General features: G+C 54.3%; 24 protein-coding genes. 10 read left to right on the plus strand and 14 right to left on the minus strand.

Translation table 11 applies throughout. The features are described 5' to 3' along the window. The first annotated feature begins 648 nt into the window (after nt 1-648). Nucleotides 649-996, plus strand: a complete 348-nt coding sequence (locus JJB97_RS15825) for a Grx4 family monothiol glutaredoxin (protein WP_238715023.1) — start codon at nt 649-651, stop codon at nt 994-996. A gap of 307 nt (nt 997-1,303) precedes the next feature. Here the strand turns inward: JJB97_RS15825 and rnt are convergent, their stop codons facing one another. From rnt to JJB97_RS15845, 4 genes are all read right to left on the minus strand, one after another. Then, nucleotides 1,304-1,951, minus strand: a complete 648-nt coding sequence (gene rnt / locus JJB97_RS15830; RefSeq protein ID WP_238715024.1) for a ribonuclease T — start codon at nt 1,949-1,951, stop codon at nt 1,304-1,306. Between the two features lie 209 nt (nt 1,952-2,160). Continuing rightward, entirely contained in the window at nt 2,161-2,568 is a 408-nt protein-coding gene (gloA, locus tag JJB97_RS15835) for a lactoylglutathione lyase (protein WP_238715025.1), read from the minus strand. Between the two features lie 95 nt (nt 2,569-2,663). Beyond that, nucleotides 2,664-3,761 carry an alkene reductase gene (gene nemA / locus JJB97_RS15840; protein ID WP_238715027.1) on the minus strand — a complete coding sequence of 366 codons (1,098 nt, stop codon included), beginning with the start codon at nt 3,759-3,761 and terminating at the stop codon, nt 2,664-2,666. Between the two features lie 409 nt (nt 3,762-4,170). Further along, the gene (locus JJB97_RS15845; protein WP_238715029.1) at nt 4,171-4,398 is read right to left on the minus strand and encodes a hypothetical protein; all 228 of its coding nucleotides are present in this window, start codon (nt 4,396-4,398) and stop codon (nt 4,171-4,173) included. Nucleotides 4,399-4,595: 197 nt separating this feature from the next. Here JJB97_RS15845 and JJB97_RS15850 point away from each other — a divergent pair, with 197 nt between their 5' ends. The 3 genes from JJB97_RS15850 (at nt 4,596) to sodC (ending at nt 6,392) form a co-directional block, all read left to right on the plus strand. Further along, complete coding sequence (locus JJB97_RS15850; RefSeq protein ID WP_238715030.1) at nt 4,596-4,835, plus strand: DUF1289 domain-containing protein; 240 nt, start codon at nt 4,596-4,598, stop codon at nt 4,833-4,835. A gap of 54 nt (nt 4,836-4,889) precedes the next feature. Then, complete coding sequence (locus JJB97_RS15855) at nt 4,890-5,786, plus strand: aldo/keto reductase (protein WP_238715032.1); 897 nt, start codon at nt 4,890-4,892, stop codon at nt 5,784-5,786. 81 nt (nt 5,787-5,867) lie between these two features. Beyond that, nucleotides 5,868-6,392 (plus strand): superoxide dismutase [Cu-Zn] SodC, encoded by a 525-nt coding sequence (gene sodC / locus JJB97_RS15860; protein ID WP_238715034.1) that lies wholly within the window; start codon nt 5,868-5,870, stop codon nt 6,390-6,392. Here the strand turns inward: sodC and JJB97_RS15865 are convergent. The 3 genes from JJB97_RS15865 to JJB97_RS15875 are packed head-to-tail and all read right to left on the minus strand — an operon-like array spanning nt 6,379 to nt 9,517. After that, nucleotides 6,379-8,412: an FUSC family protein gene (locus tag JJB97_RS15865; RefSeq protein WP_238715036.1), complete on the minus strand. Its 2,034-nt coding sequence runs from the start codon at nt 8,410-8,412 to the stop codon at nt 6,379-6,381. The two genes, sodC and JJB97_RS15865, sit on opposite strands and share 14 nt — an antisense overlap. 7 nt (nt 8,413-8,419) lie before the next feature. Continuing rightward, nucleotides 8,420-9,277: an efflux RND transporter periplasmic adaptor subunit gene (locus JJB97_RS15870; protein WP_238715037.1), complete on the minus strand. Its 858-nt coding sequence runs from the start codon at nt 9,275-9,277 to the stop codon at nt 8,420-8,422. A gap of 3 nt (nt 9,278-9,280) precedes the next feature. Continuing rightward, entirely contained in the window at nt 9,281-9,517 is a 237-nt protein-coding gene (locus JJB97_RS15875) for a DUF1656 domain-containing protein (RefSeq protein ID WP_238715039.1), read from the minus strand. Nucleotides 9,518-9,694: 177 nt separating this feature from the next. On the opposite strand from JJB97_RS15875, the gene slyA reads away from it, so the two are divergent. After that, entirely contained in the window at nt 9,695-10,135 is a 441-nt protein-coding gene (slyA, locus tag JJB97_RS15880) for a transcriptional regulator SlyA (protein WP_238715040.1), read from the plus strand. 180 nt (nt 10,136-10,315) lie between these two features. Here slyA and slyB read toward each other — a convergent pair whose 3' ends face one another. Beyond that, nucleotides 10,316-10,783, minus strand: coding sequence for an outer membrane lipoprotein SlyB (slyB, locus tag JJB97_RS15885; RefSeq protein WP_238715042.1), 468 nt, complete (start codon nt 10,781-10,783; stop codon nt 10,316-10,318). Nucleotides 10,784-11,081: 298 nt separating this feature from the next. Between slyB and anmK the strand changes: the two genes are divergently transcribed. The 5 genes from anmK to pdxY all read left to right on the plus strand — a co-directional run bounded on the left by anmK (nt 11,082) and on the right by pdxY (nt 15,708). Further along, on the plus strand, nt 11,082-12,206 hold the full coding sequence (gene anmK, locus JJB97_RS15890; protein WP_238715044.1) for an anhydro-N-acetylmuramic acid kinase: 1,125 nt from the start codon (nt 11,082-11,084) through the stop codon (nt 12,204-12,206). A 113-nt stretch (nt 12,207-12,319) separates the two neighbouring features. Continuing rightward, nucleotides 12,320-12,649, plus strand: coding sequence for an MliC family protein (locus JJB97_RS15895; RefSeq protein ID WP_238715046.1), 330 nt, complete (start codon nt 12,320-12,322; stop codon nt 12,647-12,649). 64 nt (nt 12,650-12,713) lie between these two features. Next, a complete protein-coding gene (gene pdxH / locus JJB97_RS15900) occupies nt 12,714-13,370 on the plus strand; it encodes a pyridoxamine 5'-phosphate oxidase (protein ID WP_238715047.1) in 657 nt (218 codons plus the stop codon). A gap of 141 nt (nt 13,371-13,511) precedes the next feature. Continuing rightward, nucleotides 13,512-14,783, plus strand: coding sequence for a tyrosine--tRNA ligase (gene tyrS, locus JJB97_RS15905; protein WP_238715049.1), 1,272 nt, complete (start codon nt 13,512-13,514; stop codon nt 14,781-14,783). 55 nt (nt 14,784-14,838) lie between these two features. Continuing rightward, entirely contained in the window at nt 14,839-15,708 is an 870-nt protein-coding gene (gene pdxY / locus JJB97_RS15910; protein WP_238715061.1) for a pyridoxal kinase PdxY, read from the plus strand. Between the two features lie 66 nt (nt 15,709-15,774). On the opposite strand, the gene gstA is transcribed toward pdxY, so the two are convergent. The 6 genes from gstA to rsxD form a co-directional block, all read right to left on the minus strand. Then, nucleotides 15,775-16,377, minus strand: coding sequence for a glutathione transferase GstA (gstA, locus tag JJB97_RS15915; protein ID WP_238715051.1), 603 nt, complete (start codon nt 16,375-16,377; stop codon nt 15,775-15,777). A 263-nt stretch (nt 16,378-16,640) separates the two neighbouring features. Then, nucleotides 16,641-18,140 (minus strand): dipeptide/tripeptide permease DtpA, encoded by a 1,500-nt coding sequence (dtpA, locus tag JJB97_RS15920; protein ID WP_238715053.1) that lies wholly within the window; start codon nt 18,138-18,140, stop codon nt 16,641-16,643. A gap of 593 nt (nt 18,141-18,733) precedes the next feature. After that, nucleotides 18,734-19,369 carry an endonuclease III gene (gene nth / locus JJB97_RS15925; protein WP_238715054.1) on the minus strand — a complete coding sequence of 212 codons (636 nt, stop codon included), beginning with the start codon at nt 19,367-19,369 and terminating at the stop codon, nt 18,734-18,736. After that, a complete protein-coding gene (locus tag JJB97_RS15930; RefSeq protein ID WP_238715056.1) occupies nt 19,366-20,055 on the minus strand; it encodes an electron transport complex subunit E in 690 nt (229 codons plus the stop codon). The genes nth and JJB97_RS15930 overlap by 4 nt, the downstream gene beginning before the upstream one ends. After that, on the minus strand, nt 20,052-20,681 hold the full coding sequence (gene rsxG, locus JJB97_RS15935) for an electron transport complex subunit RsxG (protein WP_238715058.1): 630 nt from the start codon (nt 20,679-20,681) through the stop codon (nt 20,052-20,054). The genes JJB97_RS15930 and rsxG overlap by 4 nt, the downstream gene beginning before the upstream one ends. Nucleotides 20,682-20,691: 10 nt before the next feature. After that, complete coding sequence (rsxD, locus tag JJB97_RS15940; RefSeq protein WP_238715059.1) at nt 20,692-21,744, minus strand: electron transport complex subunit RsxD; 1,053 nt, start codon at nt 21,742-21,744, stop codon at nt 20,692-20,694. Nucleotides 21,745-21,804: the final 60 nt, after the last annotated feature.

The following is a 21,804-nucleotide window of genomic DNA, read 5'->3' on the forward strand; positions in this document are numbered from 1 at the left end:
TTAATACATTGGCAGTTACACAGAATTACTGACAGGCTCGCGTTGAATCCCTATATAAAACATGAGGTAACTCTCACGCTTATACTGCCAATCCTCTCATCAAACATAAAGCCGGTTTGATCGCCTCAGGCCAACGCCGCAAATGTCATCAGGATTTACCATAGCATTCGGTGCCGATACTCACACTCCTTGTGTACGTAAGCCTTCGTTTTGCCGTTGAGAATGTTGCTCCAGCCGGGTTAGTCTGTTTAGCTCCCCGCCATGCAGCGTTGCGCAGGCCACTGGCCCGGACTGGCGCATTTTATCCTGTGCGCCTCGCATTTTTTTACGCAAGGCGACTTTTATGAACAAGGCTTTTTACTGTGTATTGTTGTCAGCGCAGGGTTTGCATCATGCGCGAATAATAAAATGGGGCTGGCATCCATTCATGAATTTTTATCACGGTAATATGCTTTTGTTACAGAACCAGACAAACGTGGGTTGATTCGTCGCCTGCATGATGAAACGCTAAAAATATTATTCTGTTTGCATTTTTATGCTACTTGCGTGCGCATACCGGTTAACCCTGCAAAACCTGGTATTTTCCCCCGTCGCCAGAGTGGCTACAATGTACGACCTATGCCCGAGCATGTTTGAGGAAGCAAAGCAATGAGCACCACAATAGAAAAAATTGAGCGCCAGATTAGTGAAAACCCGATTCTGTTATACATGAAAGGCTCTCCGAAACTGCCAAGCTGCGGTTTCTCCGCTCAGGCGGTTCAGGCGCTGGCCGCGTGCGGCGAGCGTTTCGCGTATGTTGATATTTTGCAAAACCCGGATATTCGCGCCGAGCTGCCAGCCTATGCCAACTGGCCGACTTTTCCGCAGTTGTGGGTGGAAGGCGAGTTGGTCGGCGGTTGCGATATCATCATTGAAATGTATCAGCGTGGCGAGTTGCAAACGCTGATCAAAGAAACCGCGGCGAAACATAAGCCGCAGGAAACCGACGCGCAGTAAACTGCTGCAACGCAAAAAGCGGCCTGAAGGCGAATGCCGGTTACTTAAGGTTAAGTGAGTGTTCCGTTCACCAATGACAAAAGTAATTTCAGGTGAACGGGCCGCTTTGTAAACGCCGGCGTTAGCGCAAACGCATCACGCCTGCCTGGCCATCAGCCTGGGGCCGGCTCGACGCGCTGTCTTGTTTGCCGCAGCCCGCCATCCCGGGCGCGTTGTCCTGGCTTCGCCTGCGCTTTTTCCGGTTTTAGCGGGCGTCAGCAATCTTCTGTTCCCTTTCCGGGCCTTTTTTGTGACCACCATCACGGCGTTACGCCTCTTCGGGTATCGGTAGCGGCCAGCCGCCCAGACGTTTCCAGCGATTGACGATTTCACAGAAAAGCTGGGCGGTTTGTTCAGTGTCGTAGAGCGCCGAGTGCGCCTGGCTGGCGTCAAATGGAAAACCGGCAGCGATGCAGGCTTTAGCCAGCACGGTTTGCCCAAGCGCAAGCCCGCTCAGGGCGGCGGTGTCGAAGGTAACAAATGGATGAAACGGATTACGTTTCAGGCCGGAACGTTCTGCAGCAGCCATCATAAAGCTGTGATCGAAAGTGGCATTGTGCGCCACCATGATAGCGCGATTACAGCCGCTGTCTTTAATTCCTTTGCGTACTACTTTAAATATGGTGTGTAGAGCATCATATTCGCTGACCGCGCCACGCAGTGGATTAGCCGGATCGATACCGTTAAACGCCAGCGCCTCCGGGTGCAGCACCGCGCCTTCAAATGGCTCTATGTGAAAGTGCAGCGTCTCATCGGCCGTCAGCCAGCCTTCGGCGTCCATTTTGAGCGTGACGGCGGCAATTTCCAGCAGCGCATCGGTTTTTGCATTAAAACCGGCGGTCTCCACGTCGATGACGACGGGATAAAAGCCGCGAAAACGGTCGCACAGACCGGTAAGTTGAGCATTATCGGACATCGGTGTCTCTTAATTACGGGAAAAAGCGAGGGGCATTATGGCAAATTTCACAATCGGATGCAGCAGGCAGGGCGAGGATGCGCCCTGAGCTTAGTAACAAAGAGGACAAAACCGGGGGTTTTGTCCTCCCAATCGCTTATCAGCCGAAAATAAGTATGTTGATTTAACTTACTGGCATTTCGGGCCGACGACGTTTGGCCCTGCGTTTGTCAGTGGCCGAGGCCTTTGCCGGCATCTTTCGCTTCAATAAGTTCGATTTTGTAGCCGTCGGGATCTTCCACAAACGCGATAACTGTACTACCGCCTTTCACCGGGCCAGCTTCCCGGGTGACGTTGCCGCCGTTATGGCGAATGCGCTCGCAGGCCTCTGCGGCGTTATCAACGCTCAGGGCAATGTGGCCATAGGCATTACCCATATCGTAGCTGTCTACGCCCCAGTTGTAAGTCAGTTCAATCACCGCTTCTTCGCTTTCCGGGCCATAGCCCACGAACGCCAGTGAGTATTTATATTCCGTGTTTTCGCTGGTGCGCAGCAGCTTCATGCCCAACACATGGGTATAGAAGTTAATTGAGCGTTGCAGATCGCCAACGCGCAGCATGGTGTGAAGTAAGCGCATAATTTCCTCATAACAGAACAAGTTAGTTCAGGGGGATCGCTAAAATGCAGGGCAAAGTATAGCGGCGAAACGCCGCCGCTATCAATGAGACTGGCTTATAGCGCAGGATAATCGGTATAGCCTTCTGCGCCGCCGCCGTAAAAACTTTCCGGGCGTTGCGGGTTGAGAGGCGCATGCTGGCGCAGGCGTTCGGCCAGATCCGGGTTAGCGATATAGTCGCGGCCAAAGGCGGCGGCATCGATGTAACCGGCTTCAATCAGCCGCTCTGCTTTTTCCGCCGTATAGGCGCCAGCGCCAATAATTACGCCGCTGAAGCGCTCGCGCACCTGCTGGCGAAAAGCTTCCGAATAGGGGGGGCCGCCTGCCCAGTCTGGTTCGGAGATATGCAGATAGGCCAGATTGCGCTTGCCCAGTTCGTTAATCAGCCACAGTGCTGCTTCTTTCTGATCTTCGCCATTATCCAGCCCGTTAAATGACCCCAGCGGCGAGATACGGATGCCGATACGCCCTGCGTGCCAGGCGGCGATGGCGGCATCCACCACTTCCAGCGTCAGGCGCGAGCGGTTTTCAATGCTGCCGCCGTAGTCGTCCGTGCGCTGGTTGGACGCCGGAGACAGAAACTGGTGCAGCAGGTAACCGTGCGCAGCATGCAGCTCCACAAGATCGAATATGGCTTCGCGGGCATTGAGTATTGCCTGGCGGAAATCGTTAACAATGCCAGGGATCTCGCTACGCGCCAGCGCGCGCGGCGTTGAGGTTTCAACACGCACGGCGTTGCCGCGTTCGTCGCGCAGCGTAGTGCGGGTTTGCGCGCGAATAGCGCAAGGCGCGACAGGGGGCTGACCGCCTGGCTGGAGGCTGCTGTGAGAGATGCGGCCGGTATGCCACAACTGAACCGCTATATGGCCGTTTTCGGCGTGTACGGCATCGGTAATGTCACGCCAGGCGGCGATTTGCGCCTGGTTATACAGCCCCGGGGCGCCGGCGTAGCCTTTTGCCTGTGCGGAAATCTGCGTCGCTTCGCTGATAATCAAGCCTGCTCCTGCGCGCTGGCGGTAATATTCGGCCATTAGCGGGGTAGGGATATCGCCAGGTTCTGTACTGCGCAGGCGCGTCAGCGGCGCCATCAGTACGCGGTTTGGTAGGATAATGTCTCCAGCACGCAACGGTGTAAACAATTTCAGTGTCGTCATAGGGTTCCTTAACAGACCGGTCGTCTTATATTGTCAGACTTAAACGTAGCCCGCTTGTCCGGCAGCGGGCGTGGCGATAAGAATATTTAATCATGCCAGCGTGCTTTCCCGCGCTACGGAGAATTTTGGGCCGAAGGCTTGCGCCTAACCACAGCGCATGCGGCGCCGGGCATAAATAGCGGCATCGCCGTAAAATACAGGGCGGCGCGCTTCATCGCGGTCCCGGGGGAGGGCGGGTAGCCAGCAGCGAAATCACCTGGCCTGCGCCAGTGTCCAGTTTGGTGCGCATTTCTTCGAAAAGATCGCAAACCCTGGCGGACAGTTTTACCACCAGACAATCGTACAGCATACTGCTTTTGCGAAAGTGAGCCAGTCCGTTGCGCTATCCCGGGCGGAGGTATCCAAAAGGCTAACCTGCAAGACGCGCCACGCTGTAACTGTACATTCCGTAGTTAGCGTCTGCGAAACCGGGAGTAAGCACAACGGCCAGCGGTTTACACAGCAGCAAAAGAGGGTTGACGCTGAAAACCGCTACCCATGCGCGAGAGGCGGCAAACAGCCAGCCGCGGGCCATAACCTGCCGGCAGCGGTGAATAAACAGCGCGTTGATGAACGTAAAGTTTGCCGCGCGCGGCAAGGGTGAATCCCATTTGGTTACGTTGTAACTTTTTTATGAGGTATACAGGATAAGAAGAGCGTTCAGTTAACTGCGCTCATTTTGCGTACTTAAGGTGAGGAAACCTTAAGGGGGCGGAAAGTTTTTGGCCGCCACGCTTGCAACCTTTTCTGGAAAAGTCTTCAATGCAATTAAACCTTGCTAAGTGAGGTATTAGCGTGGCTGAGCAGTTGGAATTTTTCCCTGTCCCGGATCCCTGTCGCGGCGTGTGTCAGAGCGATGAGCGCGGCTATTGTCTCGGCTGTATGCGCAGCCGTAACGAACGTTTTCTCTGGCAAAAACTAAGCAACGCCCAAAAGCAGGAGGTTTTGCGACTGTGCCGTCAGCGCAAGTTGCGCAAATTGCGCGCGCACAAACCGCCTGCCCCGCAAGAAGGGGAGCAGCCTTCGCTGTTTTAATTGTGCAACCTCGTTATACTCCGTTGTAAATTTTCTGGAAGAGGAAGCACAGCGATGGTTGAACGTATTGTGATGGCGCCGCAGGGCCCGGAATTCTCGCGTATGGTAATGGGCTACTGGCGGCTGATGGAGTGGAACATGACGCCGCAGGCGCTGGCGGGCTTTATTGAACAACATCTGGATGCGGGCATCACGACAGTCGATCATGCTGATATTTATGGTGAATACCGATGCGAGGCAGCCTTTGGCGAAGCGCTACGGCTGGCCCCGCAGTTACGCGAGCGTATGCAGATAGTCAGCAAGTGCGGTATTGCTACGCGCGCGAAGCCTGAGCATGCCATTGGCCACTATATCACCGGGCGCGATCATATTATATGCAGCGCGGAACAGTCGTTGAAAAACCTTGTTACCGATCGCCTCGATCTGCTGCTTATTCATCGCCCGGATCCATTAATGGATGCCGATGAAGTTGCCGAAGCGTTCCTGAAACTTCACCAGAGCGGCAAAGTGTTGCACTTTGGCGTCTCTAACTTTACCCCTGCGCAGTTTATGCTGCTTCAGTCGCGCCTGCCGTTTACCCTTGTTACCAATCAGGTAGAAATATCGCCGTTAATGCAGGATACATTGCTTGATGGCACGCTCGATCAACTTCAGCAACTGCGTATTCGTCCTATGGCCTGGTCCTGTCTCGGCGGTGGACGGTTATTCAGCGACGATAGCTGCGCGGCGTTGCGCCTGGAATTGCAGGTTGTGGCGCAGGAACTGGGCGCAGCAAGTATTGAGCAGGTTGTTTATGCGTGGGTGTTGCGCCTGCCTTCACGCCCGCTGGCGTTGATTGGCTCCGGTAAAATCGATCGTGTGTTGAACGCCATCGGCGCGCTCAAACTGGATATGACGCGTCAGCAGTGGTTCCGCATTCGTAAGGCGGCGCTGGGCTATGATGTGCCCTGAGTCATATTTCATCATGCCTGAACGGTAAAAGCGCCCGCTATGTAATAAGCTTAACGGGCAAACTAACCTCAGGAAATCAGTATGAAACGACTATCAACAGGTATTGCTCTAATCTTTTTCTGTGGCTCGTCGCTGGCGGCGAGTGAAGAAGTAAAGTTGAATCTTGTTACGGCGCAAAATGTAGGGCAGGAGATTGGAACGGTAAAAATTGAGGAGACGGATAAGGGGCTTACCTTTACCCCCGATCTCAGGGCGCTCCCGCCCGGCCAGCACGGGTTTCATATACATGCGAAGGGCAGTTGCGAACCGGCTATCGTCGATGGAAAAGCGGTGGCAGCCGGCGCGGCGGGAGGACATTTTGATCCGCAAAATACCGGTAAACATCTGGGGCCTGATGGCAACGGGCATCTGGGCGATTTGCCCGTGTTGTCCGTTAACGCCGACGGTAAAGCCACGCAGCCGGTAACCGCGCCGCGGTTGAAAAAAATTGACCAAATCAAAGGCCTTGCCATCATGGTACACGCGGGCGGCGATAATATGGCCGATCATCCTAAACCGCTTGGCGGCGGAGGTGCGCGCTTCGCCTGCGGCGTTATCCGCGAGTAGGTTTTTTCGGTGCGGCATCATCAGCGGGAATGGCCTGCTCCAGTTGTTGCAGCGAACAGTAAAGCCGCCAGATGATGCCCGCCAGCTCGCGGGCAGCCGGGCCTGGGTGGCGCGATAGCGTATCGCATATTGTCATCAACTGTGCGAGTGACTCGGCCAGTGGTTTTTGACGCACGCCGCGATCGCTTATGATGTTACGCAGGGCAGCAATGCATACGTCGCGTACCTGTGAGAGCGGATCGGCGCGCGTTTCCCATTCTCTGAGCTGCCAAACCACGTGCGAGCAATTTAGCAGCACCACTCCCCATCGCAGCAACCAGCGGCGTGAAAGCGCATCCCGGCTGTTGCTAAGCTGGCTAATGTGATGGTAAACCAGCGATTCAAACTCGCCTTCGCTATGCTGTGGACGGCGGCTTAGCTGATCGTTAAACCCGTGGCGCAGGGCGCGGATATGGCGGCGGCTTTTGCGTTTATCGGAGCTGGGGCGCAGAATGGAAAAAGCCACCCAGCACAGGGACACGCCGACAACTTTTGCCAGATTGTTGTTAAGGAAATCTGCGAAATTATACGTTGGCGGGTTGGTAACTGCGATAAACGATCCCATAAAAACAATCAATTGCCCCCACTGCCCGGCCAGTGCTTTTTGCTGCAATTTCATCAGATGCAAAGTAATCAGCAGTGGGAGCAGGAAAAGCAGAAATTGCCATAGTTCGGTGAGTTGCACCATCAAACCAAACTTAACCACGAAGCTGAACAGCGACAGCAGCAGCAGTGTGCGCAGCAGCAGGTTTACTGAGCCAAGCGGTGAGGCCGATGAAGAATAAAGTACGCAGGCGATAGCAGCAAGCGACATCGCGGCGCTGCCGGACTGCCACGATGTGGCAATGCACCAGGCGCCGGTCAATATAATCACACAAAAGGTGCGAAATGCGCTCCAGCTATTTTCCGCGTTGTCAGTATAACGTGCAAGCGATGGCGCGCCGGGCGGGGCGATTTGATGTAGGGGGGAGGCGGTTTCTAACTGGCGCAGCCAGCGGCTGGCGTTGAGATAAAGCCAGCAAAAATAGCGCAGCCGCAGCCAGAATGCCCGGTGCCGATAGTCGTTGTCATTATCCGGCACCATTTTTTGCAGCAGGCGCGCCACGCTGTATTTGTCGGCCTGCGGCTTTGCCAGTTCGCTTAGCAATGTTTCCAGCACAGGCCAGAGATGGGCTGGCGCATCGGGCCAGTTAAGCAACATGCGGCGCAGGCTGGAAATTACGCTCGTCAGGCGCAACTGCTGATGCAGCAGGTAGTTCAGCAGAGCATTTTGCTGGCGAAAGCGGTAGTGGCTCCAGAAGGCCTGGATACGCAGCAGATTCATTGTCAAAATTTGACCGATAACGCTTTCGTGGGCGGTGCGAATGTCTTCACTCGCCTGCGGCTTCCACAACAGGTTCGCATGCTCCAGCAGCCGGGCATGCATGTTTTTTAGCGCGCTGAGCAAAGCCGCGCCGTCCGATGTGCTGGGCAGTATCATCATCAACAAGCCGCCGCACAGGATACCGACAATAACTTCACAGACGCGTGCCTGAGCTATATTCCACAGCTCGGTCGTGTCTGTGGTATTGATTGCAGTAAAGGCAATGATGGCGGCGGTATAGCCCGCCAGCGCGAACCCATAGGCGACATTATTCTGATACTGGCTGGAGACCCAGGTACAGAGCGCCAGCCAACTGGCCATAGAAAAGGTAAAAAGCCACGGATCGTTGAGCGTATGACCGGTGATAATCAGCGAAGCGGCGGCGCCGATAACGCTACCGGCGATACGCCCCAGGCTTTTACTAATAACGCCGCCAACAGTAGGGAAGCTTACCACTGCAGCAGACGTCATCGCCCAGTAAGGCTCATCCAGATTGAGCGCGTAAGCAATGCTGAGCGCCAGGCACATTGCAATACTGTTGCGCAGCGCGTAGCGCCATTGGCCGTCTGTTGCTTTTCCCCAGGGGGTATTGCGCCATTCAGGCAAACTTAAATTCATATTGCTATCAGTGCTGAATGGATACGGTGCAGGTTGTGCCTGAAACCAGCGTGACGTCTGCCGGAATCGCTGTAAGCGCAATGCGCACCGGCACGCGTTGCGCCAGCCTTACCCAGGGGACATTCGGTTTGATGTCCGCAACCAGCCCGCTGTCGGTCTCCACGCTCTGATCGTAAATGGCTCGTCCAATGCGGGCTACTCTACCCTGCAACGTAACGTGATTGCTATAGAGCGTAATGGTGGCGCTATCGCCCGGCTTAATATTGCGCAATTTCGTTTCTTCGAAATATCCCACCACATAAAATGAGCGGCTGTCCACCAGTGCGAATACCGGTTTACCGCTGGTGGCGTAGCTGCCCGGGCGAGTTGAAAGATTGGTGATCCAGCCGTCCACCGGCGCTCGCACAGTGGTTTGTTCAAGCTGCCAGCGTGCCTGCGCCAGCGATGCCCGGGCTGCTTTAACGCTCGCCTGCATTGCTTTTGCGTTCAGGTCGGCGCTCTCCATATCCTCTCTGGAGATATAATTGCCCGGCAGGCGATGGCGGCGATTTGCTTCGTTACTGGCTTTTGCAAGATCTGACTGCGCTTTCGCCAGCCGGGCTTCGGCGTTGAGTACGGCAATGTGAAACGGCGTGTTGTCTATCTGGAACAGCACTTCACCCGCTTTAACAAACTGGTTATCCTCAACCTTCAGTTGGGAGATGGCGCCCGAAACCTGTGGCGTAATGCCGACCTGCTCGGCGCGCACTTTTCCGTCGCGCGTCCAGGGCGATTGCATGTAGAAATTCCACACCAGCCAGCCTGCGATTAATGCCAGCGCCAGTATAATAAGCGTGGAAAAATATTTTAGTGTTTTCAGGTTCATAAATTACCAGATCGCCAGCAGGAGCAGCCCAAAACAGACAGACAAAGCGAATAAGGATAAATCCATCAGCGTTGGGTGCCAAATTTCACCTGAATATATCCAGTCGCGCAGCAAACGATGGGCCGCCATCCAGACAAAGACGCCGATGAAAACGGCTTTAAAAAGAGGGGGGAAATAGATGCCGGCGCCAAAAATTAAATCCTGAAGCGGCATTCCTGAAGGAAAAAACAGAGCGCTCATGTGAAATAATCCTTTAATATAAGTAACATGACAACCGTTTTCTGATGCATGATTATTTGAATTGTGCATTGAATGCTGAAATGAGCGCTATAAAAGCGTAAGGGGTTGTCAGCATTGCTACTCTGGCATACGCAGTTTAATGTGGCTATAATAACTTAGCAAGCTAATTATAAGGAGATGAAATTGGAATCGCCACTGGGATCAGATTTGTCACGGCTGGTGCGTATCTGGCGTGCGCTGATCGATCATCGCCTGAAGCCGTTGGGGCTTACGCAGACCCATTGGGTGACGCTGCATAATATTCACCAGCTACCGCCTGAACAGTCACAAATACAACTGGCCAGGGCGATAGGTATTGAGCAGCCCTCGCTGGTGCGTACGCTCGATCAGTTAGAAGATAAAGAGCTGATTTCTCGCCAGACCTGTGCCAACGATCGCAGGGCCAAGCGCATCACGCTTACTCAAAAGGCCGGGCCGCTGATTGATAAAATGGAAGAGGTTATTATCCAGACGCGCCGTGAAATCCTGGCGGGCATTACTTCTGAAGAGGAAAAACTACTCATTAGCCTGATTTCTCGCCTGGAGCAAAATATTATTCAGCTCCAGTCACTGGATTAACGTCGGTTTTATCACTTAACAAACGGCGAGGCGCCCATGCTTTTTTGTTAAGGCCGCACAACCGTCCTGCGACGGTAACCGCATCGCGTGCGTTATCGAAAGCGGATTGGATGGTGAAACAGGCGAGGATAAAAAAGCGTGCGAAGACTGGCGGCGCCCCATATGGCGCCGCCGGATAGTTTATCGCGGAGAAACGGTCACCTGTCTGCCATTGCTGGCAAGGGAGACTCGCTGGCCTGCGTAGAAGCGGGAGCTGCCCTGTTTTTGTACCACCATAATGGTGTTGCCGTCGTCTTTGCGGATTTCCAGTTCGACGCCCTGCGTTTTGTTTATCGCGCCCTGGACCTGCTGACCGGCTACGCCGCCAGCAACAGCGCCTGCTGCGGTTGCCAGCGACCGTCCGGTGCCGCCGCCGATGGTATTACCCAAAAATCCGCCCAGTACCGCACCGCCGATCGCACCAATAATGTTTTCATCATTACCGGCCTGAATTTTTACCGGCCGGACGCTAACAATGGTACCGTAAGTGACATTTTGCACCTGCTTGGCCTCAGAGGCGCTGTAGACGTCGCCGGAAAGCGTGCTCGTATTCGCGCAGCCCACCAGCGTTAGGCCTACCAGAGAAACGATCAGTACACGTGAAAGCATTTTATGAATCTCCTTGTTCACAACTAAACACCCAGGCGGGCATTCATTCACAGATAAATGAAATTATATGGCATGTAACGGCAAAGTTTCATGTTATTTCGGTTATAAACAGCATGAAAAGGGTAAGAATCTACCCCGCTGCATGCCGCCGCAAATAAAAATCAGCGGTTGCCGTCTGTTTGACACGTATTAACGGGATATTACTCTGGTTTTTTTTAACTTTATTACGAAATAATAGACTCGGCCGGTGTCTTACGGGCGAATAAAGCCATTTCTGACGGGAAAGAAGGAGCTGCGGATGAGAGCGGGTCGCTATATTGGAGTGATGTCCGGGACCAGTCTGGACGGTGTGGATGTGGTGCTTGCATCCATTGATGGCAGCGGGGTCGTGCAGCAGGCCAGTTATTCACACCCTGTGCCCGCGCAGCTAAAGCAGGATATTTTGGCTATCTGCCAGGGGCAGACGCTAACGTTGTCACAGCTTGGCCGCATTGATACTCGTCTTGGCCGGTTGTTCGCCGCAGCGGTGCTGGGGTTGATGAAACAGGAAAAATTAGGCTCCCACGACATCGTGGCCATCGGCTGTCATGGGCAGACGGTATGGCACGAACCGCAAGGCGAAGCGCCCCATACGCTGCAGATTGGGGATAACAATCAGATTGCGGCGCATACCGGCATAACGGTGGTTGGGGATTTTCGCCGCCGGGACATAGCGCTGGGCGGACAGGGCGCGCCGCTGGTGCCTGCGTTTCACCACGCCCTGCTGGCGCATCCGACAGAACGTCGTATGGTGCTAAATATCGGCGGTATCTCCAACCTTTCATTTCTGTTCCCCGGCCAGCCGATTAAAGGTTTTGATACCGGGCCGGGCAATATGCTGCTTGATGCCTGGATCTGGCGTCAGAAAGGGCTTGCTTACGATCGCGACGCCGAATGGGCAAGCGCCGGGCGCGTCGTGCTGCCGCTGTTGCAGCAGATGCTTAGCGATCGCTATTTCACGGCGCCTGCGCCTAAAAGCACCGGGCGAGAATATTTCAATTATGCCTGGCTTGAACGTCATCTGGCGGCATTTCAGGGCCTGGCCGGGGAAGATGTACAGGCCACGCTTGTTGAACTGACGGCCGTTACTATTTCTGAGCAGGTGCTACTGGGAGGCAGTTGCGATCGCCTGCTGGTGTGCGGGGGCGGAGCGCGTAATCCCTTATTAATGGCGCGGCTGGCCGCGCTGCTGCCGGGCACGGTTGTCTCGCGCACCGATGCGCTGGGCATCAGCGGCGATGATATGGAAGCGCTGGCTTTTGCCTGGCTTGCGGCGCGTACCCTTTCCGGGCTGGCGGGCAATTTACCTTCTGTGACGGGGGCGTCAAAAGAGACGATACTGGGCGCTATTTTCCCGGGCGATGGGCTTCGCCTGGCGCTGTAGGCGCATATTATAATCGGAGTTTGCTGACGTTAGCGATGGCGTTGAGGTTTTACACTCTGTGGCAGAAAGAAAGCCACCGTTTGCCTGCCAAACGAAAATCTCAGGAATCCGCTATGAAAAAAATGCTTGCTCTGACCCTGCCGCTGTTGCTTACGGGATGCAGCTACTCTAATGCGCTCTATAGCATCATGATGAATAAAATGCATACCGATACGCTGCAGTATCGGTGTGATGAAGAGCCGCTGACGGTAATGCGGGATAATGCCGGCCAGCAGGTGAGCTTTGTGTATGACAATAACGCGCTGACCCTGAAACAGGGGCTTTCCGCATTGGGCGAGCGTTACACCGATGGTATTTATGTTTTCTGGGAAAAAGGCGACAGCGCCTCGGTGTACCGCTACGATCGCGTGGTGCTTAACAACTGTCGACGTCAGTCGTCATAGCGTTGAGATTTCCATGAGCGCGGCGCACAATAGCTTTACCCACTGACTTTATGAATGTAAGCCAATGATGGATTCGCCAGATTTACAGCATATTGCGCACCTGCGCCGGGAATACACCAAAGGCGGCCTGCGTCGCCGCGACTTAACCGATACGCCGCTGGCGCTATTTGAACGCTGGCTGAAACAGGCGTGTGAAGCGCGCCTGAGCGATCCGACGGCAATGGTCGTTGCCACCGTTGACGAACTGGGCCAGCCTTATCAGCGTATCGTACTGCTTAAGCATTTCGACGCGCGCGGCATGGTGTTTTACACCAATCTCGGCAGCCGTAAGGCGCGCCATATTGAAGGTAACCCCTGCGTGAGCCTGCTTTTCCCCTGGCATATGCTGGAGCGTCAGGTCATGGTGCAGGGCCGCGCCGAACGTCTCTCTACGCTGGATGTGGTGAAATATTTCCACACACGCCCGCGTGACAGCCAGATTGGCGCCTGGGTGTCGAAACAGTCAAGCCGCATTTCCGCGCGCGGCGTGCTGGAAAGCAAATTCCTGGAAATTAAAAATAAGTTTATGCAGGGCGAGGTGCCGCTTCCGAGCTTCTGGGGCGGTTATCGCATCAGTATTGAGCAGATGGAGTTCTGGCAGGGCGGTGAAAACCGCCTCCACGACCGTTTTTTGTACCAGCGCGACCAGGATGGTTGGAAAATCGACAGACTTGCCCCATAAGCGAGTGAAATAGTTGTGCTAAGCGCTGGCGCTGCAAGGACTGGCGCTTTATTCTATCGCCTCCCTGAATATACATTCGCAGATCCTGCGAAAAGCCGTGTACCGACCAAGGTGCAGACCGATTTATACATGGAGAATGAGATGGCGAGCAATCTGATTGAGCAATTGCAGGAGCGGGGCCTTGTGGCCCAGGTGACGGACGTGGAAGCGTTAGCAGAGCGACTGGCGCAGGGGCCAATCGCCCTCTATTGCGGTTTCGATCCCACCGCCGACAGCCTGCATTTGGGCCATCTGGTTCCATTACTCTGCCTTAAACGCTTTCAGCAGGCCGGCCATAAGCCAGTGGCGCTGGTCGGCGGCGCAACCGGCCTTATTGGCGATCCGAGCTTTAAGGCAACTGAGCGTAAATTAAATACTGAAGATACCGTGCGGGAGTGGGTGGAGAAAATCCGCCGCCAGGTGGCCCCGTTTCTGGATTTTGACTGCGGTGAAAATGCAGCCGTTGCGGCGAACAACTATGACTGGTTCGCCAGTATGAACGTACTGACGTTTCTGCGCGATATCGGCAAGCACTTTTCTGTTAACCAGATGATTAACAAAGAAGCGGTTAAACAACGCCTGCATCGCGATGATGTCGGGATCTCGTTTACTGAGTTTTCTTATAACCTGCTTCAGGGCTACGATTTTGCCTGCCTGAACAAACAATATGGCGTGGTGCTTCAGATTGGCGGCTCCGATCAGTGGGGAAATATTGTTTCTGGCATAGACCTGACCCGCCGCCTGCATCAAAACCAGACATGGGGGCTGACCGTACCGCTTATTACAAAAGCAGACGGTACCAAATTCGGGAAAACCGAAGGCGGCGCGGTATGGCTTGATCCGAAGAAAACCAGCCCGTTCAAGTTCTACCAGTTCTGGATCAATACCGCCGACGCCGACGTATACCGCTTTTTGAAGTTCTTCACCTTCATGAGCCTTGAGGATATCAATGCGCTGGAGGACGAAGACAGAAACAGCGCTGCGGCGCCGCGCGCCCAGTATGTATTGGCGCAGGAGGTTACGCGCCTGGTACACGGCGAAGAGGGGCTGGCGGCGGCGAAGCGTATTACCGCAAGCCTGTTTAACGGCAACCTGAGTGAGCTGACTGAAGCCGATTTCGCTCAACTGGCGCAGGACGGCGTGCCCATGATTACGCTGCAAAAGGGCGCAGACCTGCAACAGGCGCTGGTGGACGCCGAGCTTCAGCCGTCCCGCGGTCAGGCGCGTAAGGCTATTGCTCAGAATGCCATAACGATTAATGGCGAAAAGCAAAGCGATCCGGAATATGCCTTTAGCGACGCCGACCGTCTGTTTGGCCGCTATACGCTTTTGCGTCGCGGTAAGAAGAACTACTGCCTGGTGTGCTGGAAGTAACGTTTAACCTCAAAGGGCGCAGGCGATGCCTCGCTCTTTACTTTTGGTAAACATCGTGAAAAATATCCTCGCTATTCAGTCCCATGTGGTGTTTGGCCATGCGGGCAACAGCGCTGCTGAATTTCCTGTGCGGCGGCTGGGGGCCAACGTTTGGCCGCTTAATACGGTGCAGTTTTCTAATCACACCCAATACGGCCAGTGGACCGGGTGCGTTATGCCGCCGGCGCATTTGAGCGACATTGTTCAGGGCATTGAAAATATCGGCCAGCTTAACCGCTGCGATGCGGTATTAACGGGGTACCTCGGCTCGGCAGAGCAGGGCGAACATATACTTGATATTGTACGTAAAGTTAAGGCGGCTAATCCAAAAGCCATCTGGTTTTGCGATCCGGTCATGGGCCACCCTGAAAAGGGATGTATCGTGGCGCCCGGCGTGGCGGCATTCCATGCGCGTTATGCGCTGCCGGCCTGCGATATTATCGCTCCAAACCTGCTGGAGCTGGAGATGCTCAGCGAGCGTACCGTAAGTTCGCCGCAGGAGGCCGTGTCGGCGGCGCGCGCGCTTATTGCTAAAGGGCCGCGCGTGGTGCTGGTTAAACACCTGGCGCGTGCGGGCTATCGTCAGGATCGCTTTGAAATGCTGCTGGTGACGGCGGAGGATGCCTGGCATATTGCGCGGCCTCTGGTCGATTTTGGTTCACGTCAGCCGGTAGGCGTAGGCGACGTAACCAGTGGGCTGATGCTGGTGAAACTGCTGCAGGGCGAAGCGCCGAAACCGGCGCTGGAGCATGTCACCGCTGCTGTATATGCCATCATGACCGTTACTCGCCAGATGGGCGAATATGAGTTGCAGGTTGTAGCGGCGCAGGACGGTATTGCCAGCCCGCCGCAGTGGTTTGAAGCGACGTTGCTGTCATCTGTGTAAAAAATATTCCTGTCATGGATGCGGTAATGTCTGCCGCGCTTGTTGCGCGGCGGACATTTTATTGCATTACAGACCTTCCGCCGCCGTTGCCGCTTTTACCGCCGGTCTTTCCTGCATCTGCGCCATAAACCGTTTGATATTTTTCAACCCGTTAATATCGAGCTTAAGCGCCTGCGCCCAGCGTAAGACGGTGAACAGATAGGCGTCGGCAATGGTAAAGCGCGTTCCCATCAGCCACGGGTTGTCGCTCAGTTTTTCGTCAACGTAGCGAATTTTTTGCTCCAGCGTTTCGCGGGAAAGCGTTTTGTATTCCTCGGGAGTATTGGCGCGAAACAGCGGCGTAAACCCTTTATGTAGCTCGGTCGCGATATAATTCATCCATTCGAGAGTGTGATAGCGCGTCAGGCTGCCCGCCGGGGCCAGTAGCTGGCGATCGGGTACGCTATCAGCAATATACTGCACAATCGCCACGCCTTCGGTTAGCAGCGTGCTGTCGTCCAACTGTAGCGTTGGCACCTGGCCTTTTGGGTTAATGTCGAGAAAATTATCGCCGTGCTCGGTGCGTTTAGCGGCAAGATCAACCTTTACCAGGCTGAAGTCGAGGCCGCTTTCACGCAGGATAATATGTGGAGAAAGAGAGCAGGCGCCGGGGCTGTAATACAGTTTCATCGTAATCTCCTTGCAGCAGTGACGAAATATTAACTTATGGTAGTGCGCCAGCGCTTAAAAAAAAAGCCGCTCGCGTAATGCGGGCGGCTGAAGCGGTTTGCAAAGGTCGAACCGAGCGGTTTCGGCCCGAAATAATGGAAAATAAACAGAAAAATCAGGTTGTTGATTTTTAACTGTAATTAAAAAAGAGGGCAAAGAAACGTTTTCTCTCTTTGCCAACTATTGACGCTGCCCACGCAACGCGAGCAGCACTGCCGGCAGACTCAGACGGCGGCTTTTTCGTCCGTCTGCGCGCTATCGTTACGGGTCATGCGGTTTAGCAGCGGCGCAGTCAGTATCATAATGACTGCGATAATCGCGGTTACGATACCGATCTGCATAAACACATGGCTGTACACTTTTAACGAAACCAGCGGGTCGGTCACGTCTCCCGGCACAGCCATCAGGTTCGCCACTTTACCGGCGATAATGGCCGCGCCAGCGGTAGTCAGGAACCAGCTACCCATAATGAAGCCCATCAGACGCTGCGGCACCAGTTGCGCCACCATCGCCAGGCCAAGACCGGAAATCATCAGTTCGCCAACGCTTTGCAGCGCGTAGCTGAGGATAAGCCAACTGACGGAAACGATACCAGTACTGGTAGCGAATTTTGCGCCCAGCGGCAGCACCAGGAAGGCGCAGGAGCACAACACCATACCAAAGGCGAACTTATGCGGCATCGGCAGGCGGTCACCCATTTTGTTATAGATAGCGGCCAGAATGGGGCTTGCAACCATAATCCAGAATGGGTTCAGCGCCTGGTACTGCTCCGGTTCAAAGGCGAGACCGAGGATAGCGTGTTCTACGTTGCGAATAGCAAAGAAGTTCAGCGAGGTCGGCATCTGGTTATACAGCACAAAGAAAACGATAGCCTGTAACATCAGTACGAAGGCGACAATCATCTTGCGACGGGCAGCGCCGTGCATTGCGAAGGTTTCTTTGGCAAAGATTGCCACAATGCCCAGCACGATGATGCCCAGCGCCATACGCGCAATATCCTGATGGTGTAGCAGCCAGGTCGCGAGGGCGACGACAATAACGATACCGACTATGGTCGCCAGCAGCTTACCGAAGTGTAGCGGGGCGAAATCTGGCTTCGAGCCATACTCTTTCACCCAGTGGCGACAGAACATAAAGTTCACTACAGTAATCAGCATGCCTACCACGCTCAGGGCAAAAGCGACGCTCCAGCCGAAACGCGCAGCCAGCCACGGCGTGGCAAGCATAGAGAAAAATGAACCGATGTTGATGGACATATAGTACATAGTAAATGCACCGTCCAGACGCGGATCGTCTTTTGCATAGCAGGTAGACAGCAGGGAAGACGGATTCGCCTTGAACAGGCCGTTACCCACAGCGATAGTCGCCATACCAATGTAGACTATGGCGGCGTCGTGTCCGGACCAGGCCACCAGCGCGTAACCTATCGCCAGCACAATAGCGCCGAGTAAAATAACGCGTTTGGTCCCCAGTACTTTATCGCCCAGCCAGCCGCCAACGGCAACCAGGCCATAAACCAGGGCGCTGAAGGAGGCGAAAAGCGTCATAGATTCGGCTTCAGACATGCCTAACTGTTTAACCAGGTAGACCGCCATGATGCCCTGTAGGCCATAGAAGCCAAAGCGTTCCCATAATTCAATGGAGAAAATCAGATAGAACGATTTTGGCTGTTTGAAAACGTTAAGACTGATGTCTTCTGTTGGTTTGTTGTTTGCAGTTGACACATATACCTCATTGTTTTGCATCCCGGTTGAACGGGCGATACTGTGCAGCTAACTGTCAGGCGCTGCTTATAGTTATATCTGTAAGGAGAAACGGCGGGTAATGTTCCTTATCCTGAGGCATCAGGCAAGGCTTTTGATATATCTGGTTACATTTGAATATGTCGGAATAATCGCCAGTAACATTAAATGTTACCTGGTGATTAATTTTATATTATGCATATCTGTTGAATTTTTATCTCATTAATGTGTTTTTTTAATCGCTAATGAACATACATCCTGTGTTTTGCATTTAATTTGGTTTAATTGACTGGAAATTTTCAAAAAACCAGTGTTGTAGTATGCTTTCATGGTGTTTTGTATATAAAAAACAATTGGTTATATTCAGAAGTAACGGAGAAATTTAACAAAATGTTATAAAGACGATCGCGCGGCAAATCTTCAGAAATTTCCTGTGGAAAAGGGCGTTTTGGCCACCTGAAGCGCTTTATCTCCACAGAAAAAATGCCGCTGCTTTGTTTTGCACATGCGTTACTGGTTTTTATAACGCGTGTGGCGTCGCCGCTCCCTTGTATGGACAGGGAGAAGCGGGAGGGTTAAACATCCACCTTTTCTTTATATTCGCAGAGGTCTTCAATCAGGCAGGAACCGCAGCGCGGTTTGCGGGCGATGCAGGTATAGCGGCCATGCAAAATCAACCAGTGGTGGCAGTCTACTTTAAATTCAGCGGGGACGACTTTTAGCAATTTTTCTTCAACCTGCTCAACGTTTTTTCCTGGCGCGAAGTTGGTGCGGTTACAGACGCGAAAAATATGCGTATCCACGGCAATAGTCGGCCAGCCAAAGGCCGTGTTAAGCACGACGTTGGCGGTCTTACGCCCCACGCCTGGCAGCGCTTCCAGCGCAGCTCTGTTTTCCGGCACTTCTCCACCGTGTTGCTCAATCAGGATGCGGCAGGTTTTAATCACATTTTCGGCCTTGCTGTTAAACAGGCCGATAGTTTTAATATATGTCCTGATGCCGTCGACGCCCAGCGCCAGCATGGCCTGTGGCGTACTGGCAACGGGATAGAGTTTTGCGGTCGCCTTGTTAACGCTAACGTCCGTCGCCTGCGCCGACAGCAGCACCGCAATCAGCAGTTCAAACGGCGAACTGAAATTTAATTCGGTGGTAGGATGCGGGTTGTTATTACGCAGACGGGTGAGGATTTCCAGCCTTTTTGCCTTATTCATAATACTTTCTCAGGGTTCCTTTTAGCGCTGTCTGTACGCCTGGCTGCGCGCGTTGCTTTCATTTTTTCGTCAATCAGATATTTGATCGCCAGCAGCATGCCAAGCCCGATAAATGCTCCAGGCGGCAGCATTGCCAGCAGAAAGGGGGTGTCTGTGTGGAATACTTCCACGCGCAGTACCCCGGCCCACTCGCCGAGCAGCAGATCCGCACCGTCAAACAGCGTACCATTGCCCAGTATCTCGCGCAGCGAACCGAGCACAAACATTGCGCAGGTCGCACCCAGTCCAATAGCCAGCCCGTCAAGCGCCGAATGCAGCATGCCGTTTTTCGCAGCGAAAGCTTCGGCGCGCCCTACTACGATACAGTTAGTAACGATAAGCGGGATAAAAATGCCAAGCGATTGATACAGCCCGAACGCGTAGGCGTTGATAAGCATCTGTACCACGCTGACTACTGCGGCAATGATCATCACATAAATGGGAATGCGTACCGCAGGCGGCATCCAGCGGCGGAATGCGGAAACCGACAGGTTAGTCAGCGTCAGTACAAGCGTAGTGGCAAGGCCGAGGCCAAGCGCATTGGTTGCGGTGGACGTGACCGCCAGCAGGGGACACATACCCAAAAGTTGCACCAGAGCGGAGTTATTTTTCCACAGCCCGTCAATAAAAATCTGCCTGATGCTCATAAATTACGTCCTCCGCAGGCTGTTAGCGTGCCGGCTTGTGCTGGCAGTGTCTGCGCGTACAGCCCTGCACGTTTTATGGCGTTTATCACGGCGCGCGGTGTAATAGTGGCGCCGGTAAACTGATCGAACTGGCCGCCGTCTTTCTTTACCGCCCAGTTGGGATCGCTGGCGCTGTTGATGCGCTGGCCGCTAAAGCGAGTGATCCAGTCGCTTATGCGCAACTCGATTTTGTCGCCCAGCCCCGGCGTTTCATGATGCCCGGTTACGCGTGCGCCCTGTATGGTGCCGCTAAAGTTAGCGCCGACGAGTAGCTGGATTGCGCCTGAATAACCATCTGGCGCGGTTGCCTCCAGTACAACACCGGTTAACTGTTTGCCTTTACGCGCCATATACACGCGGTGCTCACCGGCGCCGAGCTGCGGGGCCGTTACGATAAAACAGCTCTGCTGCGGGTCGTTGTCGTAAGTGTCTGGCGCAAGTACCTGATCAAATAATTGCTTTTGTTGTAGCGCGCTTTGTTGAGCAATGGTGCTTTTCGTCATTTCATTGACAACGGCGGTTAACGCGGTCGTCAGTGCGGCGAATACCGCCAGCGTGACGCCGTGTTTGCGAAGCGTTTTTAGCATCAGCCTCTCCTTAGCGGTGCCCGTAAGCCCGCGGGCGAGTATAGTAATCAATCAGCGGTACGGTGATGTTAGCCAACAGCACGGCAAAGGCGACGCTGTCCGGATAACCGCCCCAGGTTCGAATCAGCCATACCAGCAACCCTGCCAGCGCGCCAAAAAGCAGGCGGCCACGGTTGGTGGTGGAGGCGGTTACCGGATCGGTCAGAATAAAGAAGGCGCCGAGCATGGTTGCGCCGGAAAACAGATGAAGCAGCGGTGAAGCGCAGCTCTGAGGCGCCAAAAGCCAGCCGAGCGTTGCGCACAGGAGAAGCGAAGCGAGAAACGCCAGCGGTATGTGCCAGCGAATAGCCCCGCGCCACAGCAGAAATGCGCCGCCGGCAAGGTAGGCGAGGTTAACCCACTGCCAGCCGATACCCGCCAGTGGGCCGCCGTAAATCGGCGCCTGCATCAGTTGCGCCGCTGAGCGACCTGCGTGCAGGCCGGTTTTGAAGGTATCCAGCGGCGTGGCCTGGCTGATACCGTCTATGCCCATGCGCAGCGTGTTCATCGCGAAGCCGTCCGGGGTTTTACCAGTAAAAATGATGCTCAGCGTGTCGAGAAAGCCGGGTGTAGCGGCCGCCAGCGGTTGCGGCGGTAACCAACTGGTCATCTGTACCGGAAAGGATATCAGCAGGACCACGTAGCCGATCATAGCCGGGTTAAAGGGGTTATTTCCCAGCCCGCCGTACAGTTGTTTCGCGATAATTACCGCGAACGCGGTGCCGAGCACCACCATCCACCAGGGCGACAGCGGCGGAATGCTGATAGCAAGCAACAGGCCTGTAAGTAATGCGGAGTTATCGCTGAGTACGGCAGTCACAGGCTGCCTGCGTAACTTTAGCGCCAGCGCCTCGCCAGCAACGGCGCTCAACACGCCACACAGCAACTGAATCAGGGTACCCCAGCCAAAGAAGCTGATTTGCACGGCGATACCCGGCACGGCAGCCAGCGTTACCAGCATCATGATTCGGGATGTCTGACGCTGATTGTGGGTATAGGGGGAGCTTGCGATTCTGAAAACCATTTATTCCTCATGCGTTACGGTCTGCGCCGCCTTGCGGGCTTTGGCGCGGGCGATAGCGGC

It is taken from the genome of Tenebrionibacter intestinalis, assembly GCF_016632365.1.
Taxonomy (GTDB): Bacteria; Pseudomonadota; Gammaproteobacteria; order Enterobacterales; family Enterobacteriaceae; genus Tenebrionibacter; species Tenebrionibacter intestinalis.